This is a genomic window from Acinetobacter sp. A2, from assembly GCF_048537555.1.
Classification (GTDB): Bacteria; Pseudomonadota; Gammaproteobacteria; order Pseudomonadales; family Moraxellaceae; genus Acinetobacter.
In genome coordinates, this window is record NZ_CP183239.1 from 2,063,612 (window position 1) to 2,088,008 (window position 24,397).

The following is a 24,397-nucleotide window of genomic DNA, read 5'->3' on the forward strand; positions in this document are numbered from 1 at the left end:
AGAACTTGGCTTTGTACTGCAAGGCTGCAAGAGCAAATGCTAGATAAAGTTAGACCTTAAAACGCCCACACCATTTTCAAGGTGGTGGAATGTCCTTCAGGACGATGCTCCACTTCGGTTTCTTTCAGGAACTTCGCCTCTAATGACCAGTTATCCTTCTTATATTGAATTGCAGGGCCAAATGCCAACGCCTGTCCTTTATTGCCAATACTGGCACCGTTCACTTCATCATCTGTGGTTTGTTTAAACATATAGCCTTCTAGCGCAAGTTTGAGTTGATCATTCAATTGATAACCGATTGCATAATCCCCAGCAAAATAATCACCCGATTGATAGTTAGTATCGTCATTTTCAGTATTGAAGCTATAAGACAGTTTGGTCGAAAACTCCCAACCTTGTGGGGTAATCCTCCCATAAATAACCGAAGTTAAAAGTAGAGGTTAAGCAGCCATTAGAGGTGGCTTTCCTTTGTTAGCTTGATGTGGTCTTTCATGGTTGTAATGCCACAACCAGTTTGTTGCATAATCTTGTACTTCATCCAAAGTATCAAATAAATGCTTGCTCAGCCAACTATAACGTATGGTCCGATTATAGCGTTCAATATACGCATTCTGCTGTGGCTTACCCGGTTGAATATATTCAATACGAATACCATGCTCAGTAGCCCAGCGCACAAATTCGTGACTGATAAATTCGGGACCATTATCGCATCGGATCACTAACGGTTTTTCTCTCCACTCCAGCAATTGATTCAACGTACGAATAACCCTGATTGTGGGCAATGAGAACCCTGCTTCAATGGCTAGGCCTTCGCGGCGGTAATCATCAATCACATTCAATAATCGAAACTTGCGACCATCGGAAAGCTGATCATGCATAAAATCTAATGACCAAACCTGATTTTCTCGGATTGGTTCTTTCAATGGTTCAGGCGCATGCCGTTTTAGTCTTCTTCTCGGTTTAATACGCAGATTCAGTGCCAACTCACAGTAAATGCGGTAAACCCGCTTGTGATTCTGAAGATATCCCCCTTTTAGTTGAGCACTTTTTAAAACGCTTTGAAAAAATGTACGACAAACAAATTCAGGGAGTAAGTGAAAAAGCCACCGCCTTTATGCAAAGTTATGCTTTGCCAGGCAACATTCGTGAACTGGAAAACTTGTTGGAGCGTGCAGTATTACTCACCGAAGATCAACAAATGATTAAACTGAATGCGTTATTCCCACAAAAGCATGAACACGATGCTGAAGATGTGCACGGCAGCACAGATTTAGACAGATTGGTCACCGAAGGTTTTGACTTAGAACAGCATGAGCAACAACTGATTATGACCGCCATGCAAAAAGCCAAACAGAATGTATCTGAAGCTGCCCGCTTATTGGGAATTTCACGTGCCGCACTGGATTATCGTTTAAAAAAATACGCCATGCGTTAAAACTTCCTTCAATAAAAAAAGCCTTGTTTTTCAACAAGGCTTTTGCACTTTAAAGCAGCAATATTACCAACTCAGGGTCTGTGTGCCTGGGCGGAAAATCGCTTCACCCATCACATCTGGATTTGAATATTTTAAACCTTTGATTAAATCACCCTCGGCAACACCATACTGATCCATACACATTTTGCAAATATAGACCTCACCACCTTTGGCCATAATGCTTTTTAGCATTTTTTGATGCTCAGCATATTTATGTTCAAAACGGTTAGATGCCAACATCACACCCTGATCAACCAAGTAAATGGTCAGTGGATGACCTTTGCCAAACTGGTTATTGCTCATGCCAATTGCCATTTTGGTACGGTGTGCATCATTACTGGTGAGCAATACAAATAGCGGATCTTTGTTATTCTCTGCCATAGCAGGCGATAGACTTGCAAAGCTCAGGAATAAAGACAGACACAACAGCTTAATCAATTTCATGGTTGATCTCAGAGTCAATTTAGATGTGATTAAAATAGTAGCATAATAAATATAATATATTTAAATAATTAATATATTATGCTTCGCATCTACAATTGACTTAAAAACCAGTGCTGCAAATGACCAAGTGCAGCCATCCCAGCTACAAAAAAACAAAGCGCCACCCAATAGGCAGCGCTAAATACAAATTAAGCATTCGTGTTTTAAATAAACAGTTTAAGCGGCTAAATTTTTCTTAAGCTCATCTTCTACAATGCTAATTTCTAGCTCACTGAAACGACGGATTTCACCTTCTGCATGTTTTTCTAACATACCACCAATCAATGGAACTTTAACTTTAATGGTCCAGTCCAACTGAATTTCAATTTTTTCTTGATTACCTGTAACGGTACGCTCGCCTTTGGCTTCCAAAGGTAAGTTAGCGCCCAACTCAACTGTAGAAGTAAGTGCTGATAAGTTGGTCACATCATTACGTTTTAAACGAAATGCATCTTTTAATAGTTTTTTTGCCATATCTGGAATATTCACATCCAAGTTATAAGCACGACGCAGGGTGTAAATATCACCATTCTTTTTTGATTCTAAAATTTCTAAATTTTCACCTGGTATACGTTTACACACCGCTTCATGTAACGCAATATCTGCCACTAAACGCTTAAATTCGTCAATTGAAACGCCATGAATGGTGGCATTAACAGTAAATTGATGAGCCATTTGAGTTCCTTTTATTTTGTTTATTGATGGAATAGGTCTAGCATCATCGTGCAATATAATTTGGCTGATGCTCAACGGGTATAAGTTGTTTTATATCCTAAATACAACTTTATTTTCAGGCTATTAAAGTATTTTTTCCACCTGCTGTCATTGACTCTAATTGTTCAAATCTGTGTGTAGGATGCCAAATTCAGCTGCATAAATATCATGGCTATACAGAGTGAGATAATGCCCACAAAATTCAATTTTGGCATAAAAATGCTCTGCCCCATCATCCAATCCTGTGGCATACCAAGTGGTGCCTTGGGGAAAATCATCCAACCATTGGGCCTGATAAAAATCTGCAATTGAATCGAACTGTAAATAACGTTCAGGATTAGACAGAATATTTTGTGCAAGATGATCAAACTGAGCAAGCTGTGCCTGTTTAAAATGGATCAGGTTACTCATGCTTATCCTTTAAGGCAAAGCTTGCACATGTTGTTGCTGACGTATTTTGCTCCATTCACGCCATCCTAAATAAGCCAATACCACAAATCCAACATAAAGTGCTGCGGTTAAAAATAAAGCTTTATAAATAAACATGCCTACGTAGAGTAGATCGACCACAATCCAAAGCAGCCATGTGGCCAAATATTTACGACTGGTCCAATAGGTTGCCAACAGACTCAAAGCTGCAAGTTGTGCATCTAATAACGGTACAGATGCCTGCGTCCACTGCATTAAACTTAGACCAAAAATAAGCCCCAAACCCATACTAAGTACAAGCTGCTGCAGCATTTTATTTTGTGATAAGGTCTGAATCACGATAGCTTGAGTGTCTTGCTGTGCAGTTTTCCACTGGTAAAAACCGTAAATTGCCATTCCCATAAATAGAGTTTGCAATACTGTTTCGCCATACAATTGATATTCAAAGAATAAATAGGCATACAGCAAACAGGCAATAAAATTTACCACCCAACAAGCAATATGCCGTTTGATGGTTAACGTCACGCCTAAGACACTGATCAATACAGCAATTATTTCTAAAACCGACATTGATGCAGCCTATGTAAAAGAAAAATGCATGATACCTTGTTTCTGTAATACTGCTCAAACTCAGACTGATTTAAGCACTAAGTCAAAACAATAAAAATAAACACCCAATAAAATTGGCTTTACACATCTGTATGATTATATTTATGTTCTTGTCCAAAACGGTCTACATGGGTAATAAAAACACCATATTTACCCACATAATATTCCAAAGATTGTTGATAAAAACTCCAATAAATAGACCACTCACCTAAATCTAACTGACGAATCTGCGTTTGAGCTTTAGCAGGCATTTTATTGAGTAATTCTTGCTGAATAGTAGTAGCATCATCAGGGTCGGAAGTAGAAACTTTTAGGCTTAAAAATAACGCTGCAACATCGTCAAATAATTGTTGTTCGTATTCGGCGACTTCTTCAACCACTTCTTCTACAGCACGAGGTGCTTTGTGGGTAATTGGGTCTTGTACGATATTGGCCATATCTTGACAGCTTTGCTGAAAGCTACGATTAATTTTTATTTTGAACCAGACTTTCCACACTGCATAGACTGCAATGAAGAACAAAATCCACAACAATAGTTTTGCCATCTTGGTCTTCGCTCTTATTCAGGCGCTTGAATAAAGCATAACGATTTCAGCGCTTAGCGTCTATTCTGTGTACTGTGCGAACACATCCTTAGCAACGGATTAAACCTAAACCTATACTGCTAAAGATCATAAACAAAAACAGAAATAAGCTTCTTATACTTAAATTCAATTAGGCATGCTTGAATTACACAATACTACGCTTTTACTCAAAAATACGACTTGAGCTTCATCATAATGAAGCAAAACACAACAAATTTCTGCTATTTCTTGCAGATGTTTTCCCGTCCAATAGAGCCTTGTTTTTATCTATAACTATAAGCTTAGATGATTAGAACTGCACAAATTCAAGATGTCTCCGATTTGGTTGCGGTATTACACGCCAGTATTCGGTCTTGTATTCAAGATCATCAACGTAATGAAGCCAAAATTCAGGCGTGGCTTGAAACGAAAAACTATGAAAATATTTTAATGCTGTTGCACTACAACAATTGCTGGGTCTATGTCCTACAGCATGTGGTGGTTGGTTTTATTATGATGAGTGATCGCGGGCAAATTTTACACCATGCGATTGCACCTGAAGTGCAACAGCGTGGTATTGGTCAAGCCTTGTTATTTGAAGCTATTGCACATTTACAGGCTAAAAATGTATCGCAAATTAGTGTGTTTAGCACACAAACTGCGCTGATGTTTTATCAAAAATATGATTTTGAAATTCAACCACAAAAAATTAGTTATGGGCATTTCACCCCCATGCTCAAACATCTTAATACAGAGCGATTTGAGCAATCTTGAGCACAACAATCTTATAGTTTTTACCCCATAAAAAACCCGCTTTCATTTGAAAGCGGGTTCATCTGTATTGCAGCTACGATTTTATAAACAAATCTGATTTTATAAACGAACCAGTGCAATAATTTTTTCTGCCAATTCTTCAATGCTGTCTGCACTTAACTGCGCATCGGCACCGCTTTCTACATCACTAATCACCACAATGCCTGTTTCACGCAGCAATGCAACTTGCGTAGCATCTAAACCTGCTTTGGCAATTGCAACAATCCCCTGCTGAATCAACAAGCTTTCTATGGCCTGAGCCTGCGCTAAAATCTGACTTGAAACGCTGACTGCAGCAGGCTTCTGACCTAAACGTGCAGCACGATCTTCTGCAGTGACTGGCGCGCTGTGTGCAGACCATTCTACACAAGCTTCAACCATACCTGCACCGATGGTCACGTTATTTAGACGGTCAATGAAAATAAATGAACCTGTATAACGGCTGTCTTGATAACGGTCAAATACGACTGGTGCATCAAATTCGATCGTTACATTAGCAATTGCATTCAGTTCAAGTTGTTCAACCTGTACCTGTTCCAAAGTATTCACATTGGTGCGGTAATGAATTGCAGTGACTTTCGCAGGCACAGTTTGCGTACCCACTTTTAAGTTATACAACTTACCAATCGATAAAGGCTGATCGGCCATCCACACCACTGTGGCATTTACAGCACGTGAAATTTCAGGACGTGCCTGATCTTCACGCACCAACACATTACCACGTGAAATATCAATTTCATCGTTTAAGGTCAGGGTAACAGCCTGTCCTGCAATGGCATGTTCTAGGTTACCATCAAAGGTCACAATCTCTTTCACGGTTGAGCTTTTGCCCGATGGTAAAGCCACAATGCGGTCACCAACATGAATATCACCCAAAGCAATCGTACCGCAGAATCCACGGAAATCTAAGTTTGGACGGTTCACATATTGCACCGGGAAACGGAAATCGTTGTGTGCCGTGTTACGGTTAATTTCTACCGACTCTAAGGTACCCATTAAGGTGTCGCCCGCATACCACGGCGTATGTTCCGATCTGTTCACCACGTTGTCGCCATTTAAGGCAGAAATAGGTGTAAAGATAATATTCGATGGTTTACGGTCACCCAATTGATTCACAAAATTGGCATATTCCGCCTGAATTTCATTAAAGCGTGCTTCTGAGTAATCCACTAAATCCATTTTATTAATGGCAACCACAATGTTGTGAATACCCAATAAACTAGAAATATAGGTATGACGACGGGTTTGGGTTTGCACACCATAACGCGCATCAATCAGAATAATCGCCAAATCACAGGTCGATGCACCTGTCGCCATATTGCGAGTGTACTGCTCATGCCCTGGAGTATCGGCAATAATAAACTTACGTTTTTCAGTTGAGAAATAACGGTAAGCGACATCAATGGTAATGCCCTGCTCACGCTCGGCTTGCAAGCCATCGACCAGTAAGGCCAAGTCAGGAGCATCGCCCGTAGTACCAACTTTTTTCGAGTCACGGGTTACCGCTTGCAATTGATCTTCATAAATCAATTTTGAGTCGTACAACAAACGACCAATTAAGGTCGATTTACCATCATCTACATTACCGCAAGTTAAAAAGCGCAGTAGATCTTTGTTTTCGTGTTGTTTTAAGTACGCCAAAATGTCTTGGCTAATTAAATTCGATTGATGAGACATTGCTCAAAGCTCCACATATTCTTTAGAAACCAGTTTTTCATCTCGCTCAATCCTCCTGCTATGAAAGGAGGATTTCTTGAAGGGAGATGAATTAGAAGTAGCCTTCCTGTTTTTTCTTTTCCATCGAGCCAGCTTCATCGTGGTCAATCATACGACCCTGACGTTCTGAACTGGTTGCCAATAGCATTTCCTGAATAATTTCAGGCAAGGTATTTGCTGCTGATTCGACTGCACCCGTAAGCGGATAACAGCCCAGAGTACGGAAACGTACCGATTTCATTTGTGGAACTTCACCTTCAAGTAAAGGCATACGTTCATCATCAACCATAATTAAAGTACCACTACGCTCAACCACAGGGCGTTCTGCAGCCAAGTACAATGGGACTAAAGGAATGCTTTCTAGGTAAATGTATTGCCAGATGTCTAATTCAGTCCAGTTAGACAATGGGAACACACGAATGCTCTCGCCTTTGTTGACTTTACCGTTATACAAATTCCATAGCTCAGGACGCTGGTTTTTAGGGTCCCAACGGTGTTTGGCATCACGGAATGAATAAACACGCTCTTTGGCACGTGATTTTTCTTCATCACGACGCGCACCACCAAAAGCGGCATCGAAACCATATTTATCCAATGCCTGTTTTAAGCCTTGGGTTTTCATAATGTCGGTATATTTAGAACTGCCATGATCGAATGGGTTGATGTTGGCATCTACCCCTTCTTGGTTTTGATGGACAATTAAATCAAAACCGTGCTGTTTTGCCATGTTGTCACGGAAAGTGATCATGTCTTTGAATTTCCAGCCTGTATCGACATGCAACAGTGGAAATGGGAGTTTTGCAGGGTAGAATGCTTTTAAAGCCAAATGCAGCATTACCGCAGAATCTTTACCAATCGAATACAGCATGACTGGATTTTCAAATTCAGCTGCAACCTCACGGATAATATGAATACTCTCAGCTTCAAGCTGTTTAAGATGAGTAAGTCGTTCCTGATTTATTGACATTGATCACACCGGATATACTTAAACTTGTGTCCAAATAACACAGATAAAATTTGATCTTGATTATAGTGATTTAGTTATGCTAACTATTGCTTGTTTTATTATATTTATATGCAAAAAGCTCATATAAAAGAAAACCAATAAGCAGTATAAGTTTTATTTAATCAGTAATTTATTCTTTTATGGCTACAAATTTTAATGCCAATGAAATAAATTAACACAGTCAATTTTATACTTTTTAGCCTCACTTTTTCCAATAAGTTAATAGATTATTCATCTAATCTAACGCTTCTACCCCGCTAAAAAAATGCTTAAAGTAAAGCCATATTTTTAGTTTTAAGATTCTCCCATGCCGCATATTGAACCCATTAAATCCAAACTTGAACAGGCAAAATTGGCTGGTTTTTTCTATCAGCACAGCCCTGAGCTTTTGATTTTTCAGGAACCACTGAATGATGATGGTTCCATGCTCAACGTGTTTGTGCAACACGAACTCAGCGCAGATCAAATTGGCCTACAATTTGGTTTACGCTGCCATGCAGATAAGCTTTCCTTTTTATTGGGTATCACGCACAGTAACCAAGATCGCAGTTATGAAATTGGTGCAGGTAATTTAAAGGCCGACCAAAAAGCCTTTAACCTGATCTATGCTTTTTATAATTACCCTAAAGGGTTTTATTTGGTGGAAATGCCTTTAAATGCGACCACAGCAGAACTATACCAAGCCATTGAAACGCAATTATTTACGCAGCAGAAACTCGATTTTTTAAACACAGCCATGAAAACCAACCCCATGGGCGAACAAGTGGCTTGGATGAAAGCGCATATTTTGCAACAAACTTTAGATATGAAAGTACGGATTCAGACGGCACTATTATAAGCCTCTTCACTTTAAAATTCTGCGAATCCCTCACAGTACAGCCCTGAACAGGTTGGTTGATTAAACTCGAAATTAACGTATACTGTTCATATACACAATACATTTGGGTACAAAGGCTTGATTAAGAGTTTTAAACATAAAGGTCTTCAGGCTTTTTTCCAAACTGGTTCAACAGCAGGTATTCAAGCAGCGCATTCTACAAAATTACGTTTAATACTTGCAGCATTACATGCTGCATCTACAGTGAATGATTTGCGAACCCCACCCAATTGGCGTTTACATAAATTGAGTGGGAATCTACAAGATCAGTGGTCACTAACAGTAAATGGTAATTGGCGAGTAATTTTTAAATTTGAAGATGGTGATGTCTACATCGTAGATTATTTGGATTATCACTAAGCTTCTAGCGCAGGAGTACAAAGATGAATATGATGTTTAATGCACCTCATCCAGGTGAAATGTTACGCGAATATATTGGTGAAACTTCTGTGACTGAGGTGGCTCAAGCACTTGGAGTGACGCGTGCAAACCTATCTCGTATTTTGAATGGTCATACTGGAATTTCTGCAGATATGGCCCTTCGTTTAAGTGAAGCTTTAGAAACCTCACCAGAGTTTTGGCTGAATTTACAAATGCAGCATGATTTATGGCTTGCAAGCCAACGTCAACGCCCTACGATTAAAAAATTGGTGGCAAGCGCTTAATTATTAAGTTGTAATCAAAAAATAACCTGCTTTTCAGCAGGTTATTTTTTATCTGGACAAGAACAATCTAAGACTTAGTTTTTATGACGCATGTGCGGGAATAAAATCACATCACGAATACTGGCAGCGTTGGCAAACAACATAACCAAACGGTCAATCCCGATCCCTTCACCCGCTGTTGGTGGTAAGCCGTATTCCAATGCTTCAACGAAGTCTGCATCGTAGTGCATTGCTTCATCATCACCAGCGTCTTTTTCTGCAACCTGTGCTTGGAAACGCTCAGCTTGGTCAATCGGGTCATTTAACTCAGAAAAACCATTTGCCAATTCACGACCACCAATGAAGAACTCAAAACGGTCGGTAATGTGTGGATTATCATCATTACGACGTGCCAAAGGCGAAGTTTCTGCAGGATATTCAGTAATGAAAGTCGGCTGACGTAATTGTGTTTCCACCGTTTCTTCAAACACGATGGTTTGCAGTTTACCCAAACCAAAACCTGGTTTCACTTGCTCTTTTAATTCTTCCTGCACAAATTTTGCCAAGAATTCACGGTCATTGACATTGTCTGGCGTAAACTGAGGGTTATGCTCAAGAATGGCATCAAACATAGAAATTTTCTTGAATGGACCTTTGAAGCTATACACTTCTTCGCCATACGGCACATCTGTAGTACCCAAAATATCCAAAGCTAACTTTTCGAGCATTTGCTCAGTCAATGCCATCAAGTCTTTATAGTCAGCATAAGCTTGATAGAATTCGATCATGGTAAATTCAGGGTTATGACGCGTAGACACCCCTTCATTACGGAAGTTACGGTTAATTTCAAACACACGCTCAAAGCCACCAACCACTAAACGCTTTAAATATAGTTCAGGTGCAATACGCAAGAATAATGGCATATCTAAAGCATTATGATGCGTTTCAAATGGACGCGCAGATGCACCGCCTGGAATCACATGCATCATTGGCGTTTCAACTTCCATAAAACGCTGTTCGGTTAAGAATGCACGAATACCCGAAACCACTTTGGCACGAATTTCAAAAGTCTTACGTGTATCTTCATTTACGATCAAGTCTAAATAACGCTTACGGTATTTTGCTTCAGTATCGCTTAGACCGTGGTATTTGTCTGGAAGTGGACGTAATGATTTGGTAAGCAATTCAAAATGTTCGATATGAACATATAAATCACCTTTACCTGAACGACCAATATAGCCTTTGACTGCAATAATATCGCCAAGGTCTAAACTTTTAATAGTCTCTAAGGTTTCAGCACTGAGTTCTTTACGAGCCACATACAACTGAATACGTCCAGTCATGTCCTGAATCACGATGAATGAACCACGGTTCAGCATCACACGACCCGCTACAGACACATAAACTTTTTCACCTGCTTCAATTTCTTCTTTAGAAATTTCTGCAAATTGGGCCTGTAAGTCTTCTGCATAATGTTCGCGCTTGAATGTATTTGGCCAAGGACTAGTACCCTTCGCCTGCGCTTGTTCTTGAATTTGCTTTAACTTGGCATGACGCTGCGCAATTAAATCGTTTTCGGAAATAATGGGTTCAGAAGTCGATTGAGCGTTATGTTGCGTCATCTCTGCCTCGAATAATTACTAAAAAAAGAAGTTCAATAGAATAGCAGATTTAGACACGATTTCGTATGCCTTCTCTAACTCGGTCTATATATTTTTTTAATTGCCCCTTGCTTTTATAGCTTTTTGTTGACTTAGACCAAAAGCTAACTTCTTTCTTTGCCCGAGCGCACTACAATATTGATCAGAAAATAGATGAAAAAGATCGTTTTTGGTCGCTATTTTTAGTTTCAGCCAAACCGAGTTAAAAATCACGATCTGTACTATGAAATCTGTTCTATGAAAATAATCGACTATGTGAATCTGGCAATGAATACATGTGCTTTAAAAGTCTTGTTTTTACATGGGTTAGATTCCTCTCGGGAATCGACCAAATTCCATGCCATTGATGCAGAGCAAAAATTTTGCATCAACGTCGATTATCGCAACCTGAATTATCAAACAGTGGCAGATTTTTACCACAACATCATCCAAAAAATTAAACCTGAAATTCTGGTTGGGCATAGTTTAGGGGGCTACTGGGCACTCAAAATGTCCTTGTTCCATCACATCCCTTGCGTGGTGGCTAATCCAAGTTTAGCGCCAAGCTTTCGTGATGATTACCCTGCTATTTCCGATGCAGATTTACAACACGATATTCCGCAAGTCGCCTATTTGGAATTGGGCGATGAAATTCTGGATATGCACGCAGCACAAGAATTTTTAGAAAACTATATGCAGACCTCTACCTTCGAGTCAGGGCATCATCGTTTATTGCATCCAGAAAATATCAACCCTTGTATTCAACAAATTGAGCAAGCTTATTTGGGCAAATAGTTTTGCTATAACTTTTTTATTCATTGATTCCATAAAAAAGCCTGATCCAATAAAGTGATCAGGCTTTTTTCTGTCATTTTAAGTACGGTATGACTTAAAAAATGCAGCGATGCTTATTTCTATTACGCCACCGCTTGCTCAGGTTTAGATTTGTTGTCTAACACAGACCAAATCTCTAAACCTAAATCTTTATGCAAATCTGGTAAATCTAGGAAAATGCTTGCACCCAATACTTGATGCTTACATTTTTCTGCCAATTGTTTTACTGCTTTTAAAGTACCACCAGTCGCCAGTACGTCATCTACAATAATCACTTTTTGTGATTTTACATCGGCAGCCATTTCTAAACGGTCTAAACCGTATTCTAAGCTATAACCTACACCTACCACTGGAGGCGGCAATTTACCCGCTTTACGTACAAGTACTAAACCTTTACCTGTACGTTGTGCCAACAAACTTGCCAACACAAAACCACGTGCTTCAACTGCAATAAAGCTTTCAACTTCGGCCAATTGTTCTGCAGGAATACTGGCAATTAACGCATCTGTTAATGAATCCAAATTATTCATAAACAACGGCGTTAAATCATAAAAATCAATGCCTGGTTTTGGGAAATGAGGAACAGTACGAATATGCGACCACAAAAAAGTAGACAAATTGCTCATGGAAGATCAGAAATGTGACTAAAGAATGGTTGAATTTTAACGTTTATTTTCAATTAAGGCTAGTGATCAAATCGGCAAGACAAGTATTCACAGCACCCAACAAATAAACAAATTATTGATTTAATTAGATATATATTGTTTTAAAGATTTAAACATATAGAAATTCAATTATAAAATATCAAAATCACGCTTAATATTCTGTACGACCAAGGTCTTAAATAACTACAAAAACCCAAATAAGATGAATTTTCCACAATAAAACCACCTGATTCATTGTAGAAAATAAGGCAAGTCAGGCTTTTTCAGTCGAGTTTTGTCCTCAGCTGCTATTCAATCTGCTGTGCAGCACATTAAAATCGCTTATTTACTTTACTTTAGCCGTATAACTGCGTAAAAATTTAATCAAATAGATATACTAAAAGTCATATCATGTATCTGGTCGTAGATAAGTTTTTGCTGATCTAGAAATTTAAAGATCGGTTTATGGAGAATTGAATGAAAAAATATCAATGCATCGTTTGTGGATGGATTTATGACGAAGCAGAAGGCTGGCCTCAAGACGGTATTGTGGCAGGTACATTGTGGGAAGATATTCCTGATGACTGGACTTGCCCAGACTGCGGCGTTTCAAAAGCGGACTTTGAAATGATTGAAGTTTAAGACCATTAAAAGACCATGCCGCATGGTCTTTTTTTAACGCCTATTTCTATGCCCTAATTTGGAGTACACCCTATGCATCCTATCGTTATTATTGGTTCAGGCATGGCAGGTTATACTGTTGCTCGCGAATTCCGTAAACTCAATACAGAACATGAATTACTCATGATCTGCGCAGACGATGCCACCAACTATGCGAAACCAACCTTGTCTAATGCTTTGGCAGGCAATAAAGCACCTGCACAAATTGCCTTGGGCGATGCAGAGAAAATGGCAAGCCAACTCAATATGCGCATTGCAACGCAGACTTGGGTAAAAGCGATTGATGCAGAAGCACATGTACTCGAAATTGAAAAAGATGGTGTAAGCAGCCGTCAGCCTTATTCCAAACTGATTTTAGCAGTGGGCGCTAACCCTGTACGTTTAGCCATTGCAGGTGATGGCAGCGATGACATTCATGTTGTAAATAACTTAAGTGATTACACAGCATTCCGCCAACAGCTCGAACAACGCCAAGACAAACGTGTCGTGATTTTAGGCGCAGGCTTAATTGGCTGTGAATTTGCCAACGACTTACAGCAAACAGGTCATCAAGTCACGGTGATTGACCTTGCGCCCCAACCTCTTGGGCGTTTACTACCTGATTATGTTGCCAGCGCATTTAAACAAAATTTAGAAGAAACAGGCATTCACTTTGTACTTGGCACAACTGTTGAAAAAGTTTCAAAAATTAAAAATGACGACTATTTAGTGACGATTACCAGCGGTCAATCTTTAATTGCCGATGTCGTTCTGTCTGCAATTGGCTTACAACCGAATATTGCACTGGCCAAAACTGCAGGCATTGAAACCAGCCGTGGTGTATTGACCAATGCACAACTCGAAACCAGCCAAGCTGATATCTATGCAGTGGGTGACTGTGCCGAAGTGAATGGAATTCTTTTGCCATATGTAATGCCAATTATGCAGCAGGCACGTGCCTTAGCTAAAACCTTAAATGGTGAAACCACACAGGTGCACTACCCTGCCATGCCTGTTGCGGTTAAAACACCAGCTGCACCACTCACTGTTTTACCTGCACCACTTGGGGTAGATGTGAACTGGCATACTGAAGAGTTTGATGATGGCATGATTGCTAGAGCTTATGACCAAACTGACACCCTGCGTGGCTTTGTACTTTTAGGAGCAACTGCGGCTAAACAACGCTTGAGTTTGACTAAATTAGTGCCAGACTTATTGCCAATAACAGAATAAAATAATAATAAGGGCAAGGCTTCGGCTTTGCCTTGAATGAGGACAACAACATGAATAGCGCACTTCAGTTTAATACTTCGCCTTATACGGCATTTATGCACGAAACCAAGGTCGATTTAGGCAATGGAATTGAGTTGCATGTCGAAATTGGCGGTAAGACTGAAGATCCGCCAATTTTACTGATCATGGGGCTGGGTGCGCAAATGTTGTATTGGCCCGATTTCTTCTGTAAATCTTTAATTGATCAGGGTTATCGGGTGATCCGCTATGACAACCGGGATATTGGTTTGTCGTCAAAAATTCGCCATAAAGGCCCACGCCTAAATACCTATAAAATGATGGGGCGTTTTAGCTTAGGGCTACAAAACCAAGGCGCGCCTTATAATTTATATGACATGGCGGAAGATGCAGCGCTACTTTTAGAGCGCTTGGGCATTGAAAAGACTGATGTCATCGGTGCTTCAATGGGCGGCATGATTGCGCAAATCCTTGCAGCAAAATATTCAGATAAAGTGAATAATTTAGGCTTATTATTTACCAGCAACAATCAGCCTTTTTTACCACCACCCTTTCCTAAACAACTGTTCAGTCTGCTAGAAAGACCAAAATCGCAGGATGAAAATGGTATTGTTGATCATAGTTTGAAACTATTTAAGGTGATAGGCTCACCTGGCTACGTGAACCAACTCGAAGCCATGCAAACCGCACGTAAATTATATCAACGAAGTTATTATCCAGCGGGTGTACTTCAACAGTTTTTAGCAATATTATGTACAGGCTCGTTGCTACAACTGGACAAACAAATTCAGCACCCTACCCTTGTGGTACATGGTTCGCAGGATCGTTTGCTCCCACCAGGGCATGGTAAAGCTGTTGCGAAAGCGATTCCGGGCGCTAAGTTTGAGTTAATTAAAGGAATGGGGCATGATATTCCCCCACACTTTATTCCTCATCTTAGTGGACTGTTTGCTCACCACTTTAAATCATAATCATTAGGACACTATGGCTGCATTACCATCTTTAAGACAGCTGTCATACCTCGTTACACTGTCTGAAACGTTACATTTCACAGAAGCGGCTCGCCGTTCTTTTGTAACTCAGTCGACTTTGTCGGGCGGGATCATGGAACTAGAGCGCCTTCTTGGCGGCGTTTTAGTTGAACGTGATCGACAGAATGTACGTTTAACCCCATTGGGTGAACAAGTCGTAGCACGCGCCCGTGTTCTGCTCGCAGATGCACAGGACTTAATGCGTTTAAGCCGTGAAATGAGTGAACCCCTCACGGGTGATTTACACCTCGGTGTAATTCCAACCATTGCTCCGTTTATTTTGGCGCAGTTGTTAGATGAAGTGCATAAACAACTGCCTAAAATTCAGCTACATTTGCACGAAGCTCAAAGCGAGAAAATTGTCGAAAAACTGGAACATGGCAATTTAGATATGGTGGTGTTAGCACTACCATTCGATACGCGTGGTTTAAAAGTCGCTGAAATTTCGAAAGAAGACTTATTCTTGGTTTATCACAAGGGTGACCAAAAATCAGCTCAGGCCAATTCTTTAGATGATCTGGATTTATCACGCCTCATGTTGCTTGAAGAAGGCCATTGCTTACGTGACCACACTTTAAGTGCCTGCCCAATTGGTGAGCGCAAAAATGATCACCGTTTAAAAGCCAGCTCTTTACCAACCTTGGTTGAAATGGTATCTGCAAATTTAGGTTTTACCCTATTACCTGAAATTGCAATTCATAATGCCATGATTAAATCGAATCCAGATTTACAAATCAAAAGCATTGAAGCCGCACCAAGCCGTACTTTAGCTTTGGTAACACGTAAAAGCACACCGTTACACAGTGAGTTTGACGTTTTGCTACAAATTTTACAAAAGATCACTCAAACTACAATATAAAAATGCTGTTGTAATCAAGGAGCCTAAACGGCTCCTTTTTTATTCTTCGTTATAATACCTATCAAACACCAATCCTTTTTATGGATTTAAGTGATTTAAAAATATAAATAAAATAAAAAATTGCTGTTTTATTGATTTTTGCATATTTAGGTGCAAATCTTTAAAAGGAATCCTATTATTGTTACACAACTCACATAATTACAATATTTAGAAAAACATACGCAACAACAATTATTTATATTTACCTTTTTTGCTAAAAATCACTATATTCAAGGATATTCAGACTCCCTAATATTTTGCAAAATAGCGTTAATTAAGAATCAAGATTTTTTCATTGAGCAAAACAGGAGTACTTGCAATGATTCATAGAGATCTGATTTTGCCTGTGCCTGTTTTACTGATTGATCATTCCGTCGAGCAGTTAAACGACTTAAGCGATATTTTAATGAATTTTGGCTACCCAGAAGAATTACTGTTAAGCAGTACTTCTTTACAGCATGCAACTCTCATGGTGCAGCATCACTTACCCAATATTGTGTTTATTAATCTGCAAGATTGGTCAAAAGCAGATATTGAGTTTATTCAAAACTTAAAACACTTTCGTAAAGACACATTAGTGGTTGCCGTATTACCCTCGAATATGCCCAAACAATTGTTACAGGCGATTCACTTAGGTATTTCTGCCTATGTCTTTTGTGATCAGAGTTTTGCAGAAATGCAAATGCAGATTCGTACCATCTTACGGGGCGGCTCTCCGCTTGATCGCACCCTTGCAAATGAAATCTTAGCATGCGAACAGCACATCATTTCTCTGGGTCATTCCCTAGCACTGTCTAAAACTGAGCATGATATTTTAGCGCTTTCTGGTCAGGGTATGCCCTCACAACAAGTGGCAGAAAATTTAAATGCCTCAGAACAATTAGTGCATGGTTACGTCAAAAGCATTTATCGTAAAATCATGAACGTGGATGATGCCACTTGCTGTTTTGCTTAAACTTATATTTGAAATGTAGATCAATTTACTAGAGCCAATAAAAATAATTTCAGATCAAAAAAGAGCGATGTTCAACATCGCTCTTTTTACAGATTTTGATTTAAAGTTTTGAATTAAACAATACTGTCAGTGAGTAAGCGCTGCGCATTGTGAGGCGTTTCACCTTCTGCAGGTTGAGCACGCACCCAAGTACCATCGCCTTGTAATAACCATGCCTGTTGATTATCCTGCATATAGGTCAGCAAACCTTGTTCATAAATACGCTTTTTCAATGCAGGATCTTCTATCGGGAAACATGCTTCGACACGGTTAAAGAGGTTGCGATCCATCCAGTCCGCACTTGAGCAATAAATACGTGGATTACCATTATTTGAGAAATAATATACACGGGTATGTTCAAGGAAGCGCCCCACAATTGAACGCACACGAATATTTTCAGAAAGCCCTGGTAAACCTGGACGCAAACAGCAAATTGAACGAATAATTAAATCAATCTGCACACCCGCCTGAGACGCTTCGTATAACTTATTGATCAGTTGCATTTCGGTCAATGCATTCACTTTCACAATAATCTGTGCAGGTTTGCCCGCTTTGGCGTTGGCAATTTCTTCATCAATATAATTGACCAATTGTGCATGCAGGGTAAATGGTGCGTGCAATAACTTTTTCAGTTTTGCCATTTTGCCCATGCCTGTCAGCTCTTGGAAAATACGATGCACATCTTCACACAGCTCTTTGTCTGTGGTCAGTAAGCCATAGTCTGTATAGATACGCGCATTGCCTGCATGGTAGTTACCTGTGCCTAAATGCACATAACGCACCAATTTGTTGTTTTCACGGCGCACCACCAAAATCATTTTGGCGTGAGTCTTATAGCCCACAATGCCATATACCACAACAGCACCCGCTTCTTGGAGTACATTGGCCACGGCAATGTTAGATTCTTCATCAAAACGTGCACGTAACTCAATCACCGCAGTAACCTCTTTACCATTACGTGCAGCTTCTGCAAGGACTTGCACAATTTCTGAGTCTGCTCCACTACGGTATAAGGTTTGTTTGATCGCTAGTACTTGAGGGTCACGTGCGGCTTCACGCAGCAAGTTAATCACTGGTGCAAAAGATTCAAACGGATGATGTATCAGGATGTCCTGTTTTTGCATTGCTGAAAAAATATTTTCAGACTTTTTTAGCACCTTTGGAATGGCAGGTGTATGTGAATCATAACGTAAATGTGGGCGTTTAAAATTAGACAGTAAACGTGCCAAATTCACTGGGCCATCGACCTTATAGAGTTGCTCTTCTTCAAGATCGAATTCATTCAGCAAGTATTCGTAAATTGGTTTCGGGCAGTTGTGTGTGACTTCCAAACGCACCGCACGACCAAAACGACGTGAGTTCAATTCACCTTTTAAAGCTTTGGCCAAGTCTTCAACATCTTCATTTAAAGCCAAATCTGCATTACGTGTCACACGGAACTGATAGCAACCTGTTGCTGTCATGCCCGGGAACAAGTCTGACACATGTTCATGAATGATCGCAGAAAGCATCACGTGATGCTCTTTACCGCCTGTAAGTTCATCTGGCAAGCGTACAACACGTGGTAATGAACGTGGCGCAGGCACAACCGCTAAATCAATTTGACGACCAAACGCATCTTTCCCTTCAAGCGTCACAATAAAGTTCAGGCTTTTATTGACCAAACGTGGGAATGGGTGGGCTGGGTCTAGGCTAATTGGAGTCAGTACAGGCGCAACTTGTTCTTGGAAATATTTTTTCACCCAAGCCGATTGTGCTGGGGTTAACTCACCACGACGCAAGAAACAAATATCTTCTTCACGTAATTTTGGCAAAATTTCCTGATTTAAAATACGGTACTGGTGCTCAATGGCAGCATGTGCGGTTTTAGAAATTTGATCTAACACCTGCTTTGGTGTTAAACCATCTGGACTACGGCTTTCATTGCCCAAATCCAATTGTTCCATGACCCCAGCTACACGAATTTCAAAGAATTCATCTAGGTTGCGCGAAAAAATCAACAGGAAGTTCATGCGCTCCAATAATGGATGCAATGGATCTACAGCTTGCTCAAGCACACGCAAATGGAAGTCTAAAATAGAAAGTTCGCGGTTAATGTAGCGATCATTATATGTATATTCTGTTTGCGCAGGAGTCGCGCCAGTTGCCGTATTCATACCCACCTATGCTTTTATAAAATGTTTGGCATTGCTACAAGTATGCTTCAATTTTGTGACATTTTCATAAAAAAAGCCTAAAAAATTAGGCTTTATAGATATTTTCACAATTTATATTTGAATGGTGAGCTGTTTAAGGAATTTCCGCATAGCGCATATAGCGTTGTACCATACGTTTGCGGGCTTTTAGCGCACCTGCATTTCGGTGTTCCTGAAAATATTTAGGATTGGTTAAAATAGCCGCCAAGAAAATTGCCTGATCACGACTTAAACTTTTGGCACTTTTTCCAAAATAATGCTGTGCCGCAGCTTCAGCACCATAAATATTATCGCCAAATTCTACCGAATTTAAATAAACTTCCAAAATTCGCTGCTTTGACCACATACGTTCCATCATCCAAGTGGCTACCACTTCTTGCCCTTTACGCAAAAAAGAGCGCTTGTTGTATAAAAATAAATTTTTAGACAACTGCTGCGAAATAGTCGATCCACCCGCAACAACTTTACCTTCGTCTTTGTTGCGCTCTAATGCAGTCTGAATACCTTCCCAGTCAAAGCCATGATGCTGCATAAACTTACCATCTTCTGCAGTCACCACAGCACGTTTTAAATTATCACTGAGCTGGTCATAGTCACGCCATTCGTGTTTGATCGGTTTACTTGGTTCAGCCCAATAATCCAAGCGCATCATCATGGTCGATTGCACTGGCTGTGTACGCCACCATGCCAAGCTGGTAAAAATCCATAATTGAACCAAAAGCACCACGCTGACAAGAATTAACAAAGTTCGTATCAAAAAAGCTTTCATGTCAGTGCATTGCTCCTGAAGCGTGATTTTTTCGTGTTAAGCTTAGAATTATTGACAGCCTATTTAAGCCTATGTCCCAACATCCCCCGATTGCTGTACGGCATAAACCTGAAATTCATTTGTGGTGGTTTACCGCACTGCTGATTGCAGTCAATGTGGCTTTGTTTGCATGGCAAGTGTTCAACGGTATGAACATTAGCAATCCAAGCCCGCAAGATGCAATACGCTGGGGTGCTGATTATGCACCTTTAACCTTTTTGGCGGAACCCATTCGCCTGTTCAGCAGTATGTTTTTTCATTTTGGTTTAGTACATTTAATGTTAAACATGTGGGCGTTGTATATTTTTGGCAGCGTCAGCGAACAGTTATTTGGGCGTGCCTATTTCGTAGTTTTATATCTCTGCGCAGGGCTGATGGGTAGTCTGCTCAGTGGCTATGTCAGTATTCAAGACAGTTACACCCTGCTTGAACAAGGTGTTGCCAATCCTAAACTTTTACCTAGCGTAGGTGCAGGTGCTTCTGGTGCAGTCATGGGGCTTGGAGCAGCACTCACTATATTCGCTTTACTGCCAAAATTACCACGGCAAAAGTTTTTGCTAGATCGTAAAACTTTGGTCATCGTGATGGCACTGAACTTAGGCATGGGCTTTATGATTAGCGGCATTAATAATGCTGCCCATATTGGTGGCATGCTCATGGGCGCAGCAATGGCATTGCTTTGGCACATGGGGCAACGTACTCAACAGAATACATTCTTTACAGTATTTGGCATGTTGATTGCCTTCGTGGCTTGTGCTGTCTTTTATTGGTATTGCCAACAATTGATTGACCCGCTTCAACCACTTTGGCAAGAGTTGCTTAGCATGATGCAGCGCAGCTTAGGTTCAACATAAGCGACATTGCAATCTGAAATGGCAAATAAGAGATGAATCAGGACTGATTCATCTCCCTCAAACTTTGCAGTGGTGGAATATCACATAAATAACTTAAACGATAGCGTCCAATCACAGCACAAAGCACAGTCATAAATACAGGTAAAATTAGCCAGATTTCCCAGTGTGGTTGTAGCATTAAATCCATACGGTAACTGGCAACGGCACTAATCACTTCGGCAAATAAACACGCTACAATTCCCGCAATAAAGCCCATAAAGCCAATTTCCAAACTCAGCATACGTTTCAGTTTTTGTTTAGAACTACCAAAAGAACGTAGCAAAGCAACTTCGCGTTTGCGTTCATCCATCAGTAAATTTAAGCAAGCCACCAGAACCAACAGCCCGGACACACTCACCAAAATTGCTAAAATCGTGATGATCTGTACCAACACATTCACAATACGTTTGATTTCATCCAAAATTAAACTGACATCAATAAAAACTGTATTGGCAAACTGCTGAATCAATTGAATCAGTTTAGGCTTATCGGCCTCGGGCACATAAAAGCTGCCCAAATAACTACCTGCATTTTCATCCATGCTATGTGGTGAAAAAATAAAGAAAAAGTTAGGGCTAAAACTTTCCCATTCCACCGTGCGCAGATTAATGACTTTGGCTTGTAGGATACCTTCAGGCAAATTAAAACTGAGCTGATCACCAATTTGGATGCCAAGTTCTGCTGCAGTATTGGCCTCGACCGACACCTGTCCGACAGCACTGAAATCTGCCTGCCCGTCTACAATGATATTGTCGGCAGGATAGCTGTCTGATTGGGTCAAGTTCAGTTCACGTCTTAAGGTATTGCTCTGTTGAATTAATGCTTCGGCAAAAGGTTGATCATTTTTGGCGACCAAACGCCCACGCACATTTGGATACAATGGTGTACTGTGCCATTGATGCTGCTCTAATTGTTGTTTTAGCTCAGGCATATCAAAAGGCGGTAAACCGTAAACAAACTGATTTGGGGTGCCTTCAGGTAACTGTTGCTGCCAGCGATCGAGCAAATCGGTACGTAACACCGCTAGTACCGTAATCAAGCTGAGTCCTAATGCCAATGCAGTAATTTGAAATGCTGTTGTCGCAGGTGCACGAATATAAGCCGCTATTTTGCCCTTACTACTACGCAGCAGTTTTAACACTCCCCATACCACTGCATATAACAGGATACACAAACCAATAATTGCCCCAATCACCCATGCGCTCAGCAATAAACTCTCGGTCAGCACCACACAGAATACAATCAGGCTGAGTGTGCCTGTAAGCAGCATCCACCACCATGCACGCATATTTTTGTCTTGCTGACGAATCACCCGTATTGGTGCAGTATTCAGTAATTGCAGTAAATTTGGTAAAACAAAACCAAACAGCACGACGGCACTGGTTAGCATGGCAATCGGCAATGGTCCTAGCAACATCGCCAAAGCAGAAAATTGAATCTGTAAATGTGGAATCAGTTGCAACATCAATTGCAGCAAAGTATAACCCAAAGCGATGCCCAAGCCGCTACCAATACCTATTGCAATAAGTAAGACCAAACCAAGCAAAGCTAGATATGCTGTTAAAATTTGCTTTTTACTCGCACCAATACAACGTAACAAGGCTATATGATCCTGATTTTGTTGCACATAGCGCTGACTAGTCAAACCAATTGCAATGCCGCACAGTAAAATAGTGAGGATATTGGCCAATTGCAAAAAGGTATCTAAATTGGCAATTGGACGCATTAAACGGGTGTTGCCTTCACTGGCATTACGCAATCTTAAGCTGCTCGGTTCTTCCATATTTTGAGCAGTATTTTCAATCTGCTCGTTCTGATCTGCTTGTTCTGAATGTGCTTTAAAATACTGTTCAAACCGCTGGGTATCTTGGGCTGCACCTGCCAATAACAAACGGTAATCAATACGACTACCCACTTGTATTGCATTGGTACGTGCCACATCTGCCTGTGTAATAATTACTGTAGGTGAAAAACCTGAAAAGCCCAATTCCTGATTGGAGTCATGTTCAATTTTTGCAGTGATGATAAAACTAGCATCGGCAATATTTACAGTTTCACCCAATTTGACCTGTAGCAAATCCATAGCGCGCTGACTTAGCCAAATTTCACCCGACTGAATTTTGCCCGATGCAGGACTCACCCTTAACTCACCACGTAACGGAAAGCTCGAATCAATGGCTTTTACATTCACCATCACAAATTGGTCTTGGGTATGTGCCATCGAACTAAAAACAGTTACATGCGATTGTTGTAAGCGTTGTGCTGTGGCCTGATCTTGCCAGTCTTGTGCAATCGGTTCATTGTCACTCAGGACTAAATCACCCGCCAACATTTCAGCAGCCTGTAAAGCCACCGCATTTTGAATTTGTTCATTACTAAATTTTAAAGCAGTCGTCGCACTAATAGCTAAAGTCAGTGCAATAATCAGTAAATACACACCGCTGCTTTTAAAGCTTTGCTTGAGTAAAGGATGAAACAGCGCATTCATTTCATCCTCCCGACTGGTCAATTAATTGACCATCTATCAAGGCATAGTGACGCTGACATTGTGCAGCAAGTTTAGGGTCATGCGTCACCAAAACCAAAGTGGTGCCCAATTCACGGTTCAACTCAAATAACAATTGTTCAATTTCAGTTGCAGTTTCACCATCAAGGTTGCCAGTTGGTTCATCAGCAAAAATGATTTTGGGTTCACGAATTAAAGCACGCGCAATGGCAACACGTTGCTGCTCTCCACCCGAGAGTACTTTCGGTGTTTGCTGTGCCTGTCGTTCTAAACCCACACGTTTAAGCAAGTTGAGGGCTTTTTGTTCGGCTTCTGCATATTTAAATTTTTCCTGCAAACGTAGCGGCAACATCACATTTTCCAATGCTGTCAAATGCGGCAATAACTGAAATGACTGGAACACAAAACCAATATGCTTTAAACGCACAAGTGCACGTTGTTCTTCATTTAACTCAGCAATCGACTCGCCACACACCACCAATTTTCCACTGCTGGCCTGATCTAATGTTGCCAAAATACCCAATAAGGTTGATTTTCCTGAACCTGAACGACCTGTAATGGCCACTTGTTCGCCTGCCTGAATATCAAGGTTTAAATTCTCAAAAATGGTCAATTGTTTTTGTGCAAGTTGTATCTTTTGTGTCAAATTTTGGGCAGAAATGATGGTTTGTGGCATGATATTAGATTCTTCGGTATTTTGAGTCATACGTTTCCC

Annotated in this window: 24 protein-coding genes and 3 pseudogenes; 12 read left to right on the forward strand and 15 right to left on the reverse strand. The window is 40.4% G+C overall.

Annotated features, from left to right (window positions below):
- Positions 1-56 precede the first annotated feature (56 nt).
- Positions 57-416 (reverse strand): annotated as a pseudogene (locus ACNS8M_RS09825) (SphA family protein); the annotation flags it as partial.
- A gap of 24 nt (positions 417-440) precedes the next feature.
- Positions 441-1,028, reverse strand: a pseudogene (locus ACNS8M_RS09830) (IS3 family transposase); the annotation flags it as partial.
- Between ACNS8M_RS09830 and ACNS8M_RS09835 the strand changes: the two are divergent.
- Positions 1,019-1,435 (forward strand): annotated as a pseudogene (locus ACNS8M_RS09835) (helix-turn-helix domain-containing protein); the annotation flags it as partial. The pseudogenes ACNS8M_RS09830 and ACNS8M_RS09835 overlap by 10 nt on opposite strands.
- A 63-nt stretch (positions 1,436-1,498) precedes the next feature.
- On the opposite strand, the gene ACNS8M_RS09840 reads toward ACNS8M_RS09835, so the two are convergent.
- The 5 genes from ACNS8M_RS09840 to ACNS8M_RS09860 all read right to left on the reverse strand — a co-directional run bounded on the left by ACNS8M_RS09840 (position 1,499) and on the right by ACNS8M_RS09860 (position 4,254).
- Complete coding sequence (locus tag ACNS8M_RS09840; protein ID WP_104505546.1) at positions 1,499-1,918, reverse strand: DsrE family protein; 420 nt, start codon at positions 1,916-1,918, stop codon at positions 1,499-1,501.
- A gap of 216 nt (positions 1,919-2,134) precedes the next feature.
- Positions 2,135-2,632 carry a DUF2505 domain-containing protein gene (locus ACNS8M_RS09845; protein ID WP_104488713.1) on the reverse strand — a complete coding sequence of 166 codons (498 nt, stop codon included), beginning with the start codon at positions 2,630-2,632 and terminating at the stop codon, positions 2,135-2,137.
- Positions 2,633-2,788: 156 nt separating this feature from the next.
- Positions 2,789-3,082: a hypothetical protein gene (locus tag ACNS8M_RS09850; protein ID WP_104488712.1), complete on the reverse strand. Its 294-nt coding sequence runs from the start codon at positions 3,080-3,082 to the stop codon at positions 2,789-2,791.
- A gap of 9 nt (positions 3,083-3,091) precedes the next feature.
- The gene (pnuC, locus tag ACNS8M_RS09855; protein ID WP_168542294.1) at positions 3,092-3,670 is read right to left on the reverse strand and encodes a nicotinamide riboside transporter PnuC; all 579 of its coding nucleotides are present in this window, start codon (positions 3,668-3,670) and stop codon (positions 3,092-3,094) included.
- A gap of 119 nt (positions 3,671-3,789) precedes the next feature.
- Positions 3,790-4,254: a hypothetical protein gene (locus tag ACNS8M_RS09860; protein WP_168524982.1), complete on the reverse strand. Its 465-nt coding sequence runs from the start codon at positions 4,252-4,254 to the stop codon at positions 3,790-3,792.
- 324 nt (positions 4,255-4,578) lie between these two features.
- On the opposite strand from ACNS8M_RS09860, the gene ACNS8M_RS09865 reads away from it, so the two are divergent.
- A complete protein-coding gene (locus ACNS8M_RS09865) occupies positions 4,579-5,046 on the forward strand; it encodes a GNAT family N-acetyltransferase (protein ID WP_168542292.1) in 468 nt (155 codons plus the stop codon).
- 99 nt (positions 5,047-5,145) lie between these two features.
- On the opposite strand, the gene cysN is transcribed toward ACNS8M_RS09865, so the two are convergent.
- Together cysN and cysD are read right to left on the reverse strand one after the other, a co-directional pair.
- A complete protein-coding gene (gene cysN, locus ACNS8M_RS09870) occupies positions 5,146-6,762 on the reverse strand; it encodes a sulfate adenylyltransferase subunit CysN (protein WP_168542290.1) in 1,617 nt (538 codons plus the stop codon).
- A gap of 91 nt (positions 6,763-6,853) precedes the next feature.
- Positions 6,854-7,762 (reverse strand): sulfate adenylyltransferase subunit CysD, encoded by a 909-nt coding sequence (gene cysD / locus ACNS8M_RS09875; protein WP_171458961.1) that lies wholly within the window; start codon positions 7,760-7,762, stop codon positions 6,854-6,856.
- A gap of 352 nt (positions 7,763-8,114) precedes the next feature.
- Here cysD and ACNS8M_RS09880 point away from each other — a divergent pair, with 352 nt between their 5' ends.
- The 3 genes from ACNS8M_RS09880 to ACNS8M_RS09890 all read left to right on the forward strand — a co-directional run bounded on the left by ACNS8M_RS09880 (position 8,115) and on the right by ACNS8M_RS09890 (position 9,349).
- Positions 8,115-8,645, forward strand: coding sequence for a hypothetical protein (locus tag ACNS8M_RS09880; protein ID WP_168542288.1), 531 nt, complete (start codon positions 8,115-8,117; stop codon positions 8,643-8,645).
- 117 nt (positions 8,646-8,762) lie between these two features.
- On the forward strand, positions 8,763-9,044 hold the full coding sequence (locus ACNS8M_RS09885; protein ID WP_168419323.1) for a type II toxin-antitoxin system RelE/ParE family toxin: 282 nt from the start codon (positions 8,763-8,765) through the stop codon (positions 9,042-9,044).
- 23 nt (positions 9,045-9,067) lie between these two features.
- A complete protein-coding gene (locus tag ACNS8M_RS09890; RefSeq protein WP_136144789.1) occupies positions 9,068-9,349 on the forward strand; it encodes a HigA family addiction module antitoxin in 282 nt (93 codons plus the stop codon).
- A 74-nt stretch (positions 9,350-9,423) separates the two neighbouring features.
- Here ACNS8M_RS09890 and lysS read toward each other — a convergent pair whose 3' ends face one another.
- Positions 9,424-10,950, reverse strand: a complete 1,527-nt coding sequence (gene lysS / locus ACNS8M_RS09895; RefSeq protein ID WP_168461791.1) for a lysine--tRNA ligase — start codon at positions 10,948-10,950, stop codon at positions 9,424-9,426.
- 306 nt (positions 10,951-11,256) lie between these two features.
- Here lysS and ACNS8M_RS09900 point away from each other — a divergent pair, with 306 nt between their 5' ends.
- Positions 11,257-11,763, forward strand: coding sequence for a YqiA/YcfP family alpha/beta fold hydrolase (locus tag ACNS8M_RS09900; protein WP_168419329.1), 507 nt, complete (start codon positions 11,257-11,259; stop codon positions 11,761-11,763).
- Positions 11,764-11,885: 122 nt separating this feature from the next.
- On the opposite strand, the gene ACNS8M_RS09905 is transcribed toward ACNS8M_RS09900, so the two are convergent.
- Positions 11,886-12,428, reverse strand: coding sequence for an adenine phosphoribosyltransferase (locus tag ACNS8M_RS09905; protein ID WP_168419322.1), 543 nt, complete (start codon positions 12,426-12,428; stop codon positions 11,886-11,888).
- Between the two features lie 495 nt (positions 12,429-12,923).
- Here ACNS8M_RS09905 and rubA point away from each other — a divergent pair, with 495 nt between their 5' ends.
- From rubA to ACNS8M_RS09930, 5 genes are all read left to right on the forward strand, one after another.
- On the forward strand, positions 12,924-13,088 hold the full coding sequence (gene rubA, locus ACNS8M_RS09910; RefSeq protein ID WP_004972007.1) for a rubredoxin RubA: 165 nt from the start codon (positions 12,924-12,926) through the stop codon (positions 13,086-13,088).
- Between the two features lie 72 nt (positions 13,089-13,160).
- Positions 13,161-14,339 (forward strand): FAD-dependent oxidoreductase, encoded by a 1,179-nt coding sequence (locus ACNS8M_RS09915; RefSeq protein ID WP_168419321.1) that lies wholly within the window; start codon positions 13,161-13,163, stop codon positions 14,337-14,339.
- A 50-nt stretch (positions 14,340-14,389) separates the two neighbouring features.
- Positions 14,390-15,328 (forward strand): esterase EstB, encoded by a 939-nt coding sequence (gene estB, locus ACNS8M_RS09920; protein WP_216075476.1) that lies wholly within the window; start codon positions 14,390-14,392, stop codon positions 15,326-15,328.
- A gap of 13 nt (positions 15,329-15,341) precedes the next feature.
- The gene (oxyR, locus tag ACNS8M_RS09925) at positions 15,342-16,247 is read left to right on the forward strand and encodes a LysR family transcriptional regulator OxyR (RefSeq protein WP_168524988.1); all 906 of its coding nucleotides are present in this window, start codon (positions 15,342-15,344) and stop codon (positions 16,245-16,247) included.
- Between the two features lie 358 nt (positions 16,248-16,605).
- The gene (locus tag ACNS8M_RS09930) at positions 16,606-17,241 is read left to right on the forward strand and encodes a LuxR C-terminal-related transcriptional regulator (protein ID WP_168524989.1); all 636 of its coding nucleotides are present in this window, start codon (positions 16,606-16,608) and stop codon (positions 17,239-17,241) included.
- Positions 17,242-17,354: 113 nt separating this feature from the next.
- On the opposite strand, the gene ppk1 is transcribed toward ACNS8M_RS09930, so the two are convergent.
- Together ppk1 and mtgA are read right to left on the reverse strand one after the other, a co-directional pair.
- Entirely contained in the window at positions 17,355-19,436 is a 2,082-nt protein-coding gene (ppk1, locus tag ACNS8M_RS09935) for a polyphosphate kinase 1 (RefSeq protein ID WP_419224804.1), read from the reverse strand.
- A 133-nt stretch (positions 19,437-19,569) separates the two neighbouring features.
- Positions 19,570-20,244, reverse strand: a complete 675-nt coding sequence (gene mtgA / locus ACNS8M_RS09940) for a monofunctional biosynthetic peptidoglycan transglycosylase (protein WP_168418707.1) — start codon at positions 20,242-20,244, stop codon at positions 19,570-19,572.
- Between the two features lie 71 nt (positions 20,245-20,315).
- On the opposite strand from mtgA, the gene ACNS8M_RS09945 reads away from it, so the two are divergent.
- Positions 20,316-21,137 (forward strand): rhomboid family intramembrane serine protease, encoded by an 822-nt coding sequence (locus tag ACNS8M_RS09945; protein ID WP_168418706.1) that lies wholly within the window; start codon positions 20,316-20,318, stop codon positions 21,135-21,137.
- Positions 21,138-21,174: 37 nt separating this feature from the next.
- On the opposite strand, the gene ACNS8M_RS09950 is transcribed toward ACNS8M_RS09945, so the two are convergent.
- Positions 21,175-23,664 carry an ABC transporter permease gene (locus ACNS8M_RS09950; RefSeq protein WP_168524990.1) on the reverse strand — a complete coding sequence of 830 codons (2,490 nt, stop codon included), beginning with the start codon at positions 23,662-23,664 and terminating at the stop codon, positions 21,175-21,177.
- Between the two features lies 1 nt (position 23,665).
- Complete coding sequence (locus ACNS8M_RS09955) at positions 23,666-24,388, reverse strand: ABC transporter ATP-binding protein (RefSeq protein ID WP_168418704.1); 723 nt, start codon at positions 24,386-24,388, stop codon at positions 23,666-23,668.
- Positions 24,389-24,397: the final 9 nt, after the last annotated feature.